Genomic DNA, 4,170 nt, shown 5'->3' with positions numbered 1-4,170 from the left:
TGCTGTCACAATCGGCGGTGAATTTACAGGCGGGCGGCGCACTGGATAATCAGGGCCGGGTTGAGGCACGGGGCAATATCACCGCCAGAGCAGGAACAATACAAAGTGGTCACGACAGCGTATGGGCTGCGGGGCTGGATGATAAAGGGCGTACCACTTTACCCGGCTCACTGACCCTGACCGCGCAGCACGTTCAGGCGAAGGGGAAAAATCTGGCCGCCGATACGCTGGCTGTCCACAGTCAGCAGATTGACCTGAGCGACAGCCAGACGGCCGCCGGGCAGATTCAACTCACCGCCGGTCAATCGGGCATCAGTACCGCTCGCGCTACCGTCAACGCCGACCGTTTGACGGCGAAAACGCCGGGCCAGTTTAACAACGACAGCGGCCAGTTAGTGGCGAAGGAAATTCACCTCACGACGCCGGATTTATCCAACCAGCAGGGAAAAATTAACCAGACCGGGACCGGTGAACTGGCGCTCCATACCCGCACCCTGAATAACCGTGAAGGGACAGTGTTCAATCAGGGGAAATTGACCCTCACCACTGACCGGCTTAACAACCGTCAGGGCACTATTGCCAGTCAGGGCGAGGACCTGCATTTGACCGCGCATCAGGCCGATAACACTCAGGGCACCGTGCAACTGGCAGGCAACGGGAAACTGTCACTCAACACCCAACGGTGGCTGGGTGATAAGGGCAAATTGCTCACCAATGGTGCCCTGACGATACAGGCCGGTGAACTGCAACTCAACCAGGCCGAGACTCAGGCCGGGCAGATAACCATCAACGCCGACACCCTGAGCCATCAAGGCGGTGTGATGCAACAACGGGGTAAGGATGACTTGTCCCTCACTACCCGGCGACTGGATAACCAGCGCGGGACTATTGCGGGCAACGGCAACCTGAACCTTAAAGCAACGACCGTCGATAATCGTCACGGCAACATCGTGGCCGCCGACCAAGGTTCGTTGACACTGGCGGTCAAAGACACGCTGGACAATCAGGCGGGCCGACTGGAAGCGGGTCACGCGCTCCAGCTCAGCGCCACTCAACTGGATAATCGCCGGGGGAGCATTGTTGCCGCCGGGGACAGCGCCACCCTCACCGTTGGCAAAGCCATTCAAAACGCTCACGGCCATCTTGAAGCCAAAACCCGACTGACTACGACTAGCCAGACGTTGGATAACACCCAGGGCGTGTTGCTGGCACAGCATATCAATAGCCAGACCACAGGCCATCCCTTCACCAATACCGCCGGACAGGTGATAGCCGAAGACACCCTGACCTTAAATAGCGGTCAACTGGACAACACCGCGGGGCTGTTACAGGCTGGCCGCGAGATGACCGTTGATACCCACGGCCACGGACTCACCAACACCCGCGATGCCGACCAAAAAGCAGGCCGGTTATTAAGCGGCGGGCAGTTAACCCTGCGCACCGGCGATATCAATAACACCGGCGGGATAATCGCGGCGGACGGCAAAACTGCGCTGACCAGCACTGCACTCAATAATACTCAGGGCCAGATAGCCGGAAATAGCGGGCTGGCCATTCACAGCCGACAACTCACTAACCGCAACGGGACTTTACAATCCGCCGACGCCCTGACTCTGGATACCGACGGACAGTTGCTGGATAACCAGCAGGGCCAGATTATTGGAGAAGGAAAAACCACTATCACCAGCGGCCCACTGGACAATCGCCACGGTCATCTGCAAGGCGGACAGGTGGTTATCGATACCCGACACGCCGCGCTGGATAACCGGGACGGCAAACTGTTATCCACCGACACGTTAACCCTGAACACTCACCAGCTCGATAATCGTCGCGGGCAGGTGCAGGCGGTGGGCGACACTCAGCTTGATGTTGACACTCAAACCGATAACACCGGCGGCCTTATCCGTGGCGGTCAGCAATTGACCCTGAACACCGCTCGCCTGATTAACCGCGAGACGGCGCACACGGATAACGGGCTGGAAGCGCAAAACCTGACGGTAAACGCTCAACAGGTGGACAATACCCAGGGCGCTTTACGGGCGGCCAATCACCTGCAAGCTCAGGTGAGTCACACGCTGGAGAATGCGCAGGGGTTAATCTCCGCAGGTAAACAACTTACCGCAGACGACAAGAGCGGGCACACCTCGCTAGCGATTAACAACCGGCAAGGCACCGTGATTGCCGGGGAACAGGCCACGATTAACGCACACTCTCTGAGCGGTGACGGCCAACTGTTATCACAGGGCGATATGGCGGTCACTTTAACTGAGGATTTTCACCATACCGGCAACACGGCGGCTAATAGCAATCTGACCCTGAAAACGACCGGCAATCTTATCAATGACCGCCAGATAAAAGCCGGTCGGGCGCTGCATCTTGACGCACACCATCTCACCAATAACGCCTCCGGTGAAATCAGCGCTAAACAAACGCAAATCCAGGTTCACGATACGTTGAACAACACCGGGCTGATTGACGGCGGCTTAACCCATCTCACGGCCAACACGCTGAACAACACCGGCACCGGGCGCATTTACGGGGACCAGCTCGCGCTCCAGGCGGGGACCCTGAATAACACCGCTCAGGACGGCAAAGCCGCCGTGATTGCGGCGCGTGACCGGCTGGATATCGGCACCGGAACACTGAACAACCGTGACCATGCCCAGATTTACAGCGTGGGCGACATGCGCATCGGCGGCCGGTTGGATAACGCCCTGACGGCCACCGGTCAAGCCCGTGAGCTCAATAATCACGCGGCAACGATTGAAGCCGGGCACCACTTGAAGATTAATGCCGACCAGATTAACAACACCAACGCCGGGTTGGTCACTCAGGTCGTCGAAACAGAAAAGTCTCAGCATCACGATGCGGTACTGAGCGGCCAGACCACTCGCTATGACTGGTCACAGGTGGACACTTCCCACCGCAATAAATACAAAGTGCACGATGCCATCATGCCGGACGGCAGCCGCAGTAATGATTTTTACGAATACCAGTACACTCGCACCGTCAAGGAAACTCAGGTTAAACAGAGTGACCCCGGTAAAATTCTGGCCGGGGGCAATATCACGCTTAACAGTGCGCAGGTCACTAATCACGACAGCCAGATTGTCGCCGGCGGGGCGCTGGATGGAGAAATCGGCGAACTGCACAATATTGCCACTCAGGGCGAACGTATCACCACCGATAAAGGTCGCCAAACCCGCTGGTACGCCAAAAAGACCAGACACAAAAAGTTCGGGTTCGGTGGTACCAAAACCTCGCAGGGGAAAAGCCGCAGCAATTATGCCCCCGCCCCAGTGACAGAAACCCTCGACCTGAAAACGCTGGCCTGGCAGGAGAATACCCGTCCACAGGGCACCGATATTACGATTACAGACCGACAAACCGGTCAGATACACGCTGCCCCCACGACGGTCACACCGGTGAACGGTATCAAAAATCAGCCACTGGTCTTGCCGCCCGGTCAGCCGTTTGAGCTGAGTTTGCCCCCGGAAACCGTCAAAGGGCAAACAGTCGACCCGGTGATACGCGTGGTGACGCCCGATACGCGTTTGCCGAATAACAGCCTGTATACTGTGCAACCGGGCAGTGACAGCCACTATCTGCTGGAGACCGACCCGAAATTCACCCAGTACAAACAGTGGCTGGGCTCGGACTATATGCGGGAACAACTCACTCACGACCCGGCGCTGGTTCATAAACGCCTGGGTGATGGGTTTTACGAACAGCGGCTGGTGCGCGACCAAATCACTCAACTGACCGGCCAGCGCTATCTGCCGGGCTACAATAACGACGAAGCGCAATTTAAAGCGCTGATGGATGCCGGCGTTGCCTTTGGCAAACAGCAACAGTTAACGCCGGGCGTGGCGCTGAGTCCGGCGCAGATGGCGTTGCTGACCTCGGACATTATCTGGCTGACTAACCAAACCGTGACTTTACCGGATGGCACTACTGAGGTAGTCACCGTGCCACAGGTTTATGCGCGCGTTCGTCAGGGCGACCTGCGCAGTGATGGCAGTTTACTCGCCGGGAATACCGTGGCGCTCAACAGTCAGGGCGATATCACCAACAGCGGCACCATCAGCGGGCGTGACGTCACCGAACTGACGGCCAACAACCTGACCAACAGCGGCTTTATTCGCGGCGGCAAAGTGGATTTAACGGCCC

At 57.6% G+C, this 4,170-nt stretch carries 1 pseudogene; it reads left to right on the top strand.

Features of this window, described 5'->3' with window-relative positions:
* A pseudogene (locus tag EAE91_RS25245) lies at window positions 1-4,170 on the top strand (hemagglutinin repeat-containing protein); the annotation flags it as partial.

The organism is Photorhabdus noenieputensis (assembly GCF_018448935.1).
Classification (GTDB): domain Bacteria; phylum Pseudomonadota; class Gammaproteobacteria; order Enterobacterales; family Enterobacteriaceae; genus Photorhabdus; species Photorhabdus noenieputensis.
This window is presented reverse-complemented; position numbering and strand designations above follow the sequence as displayed.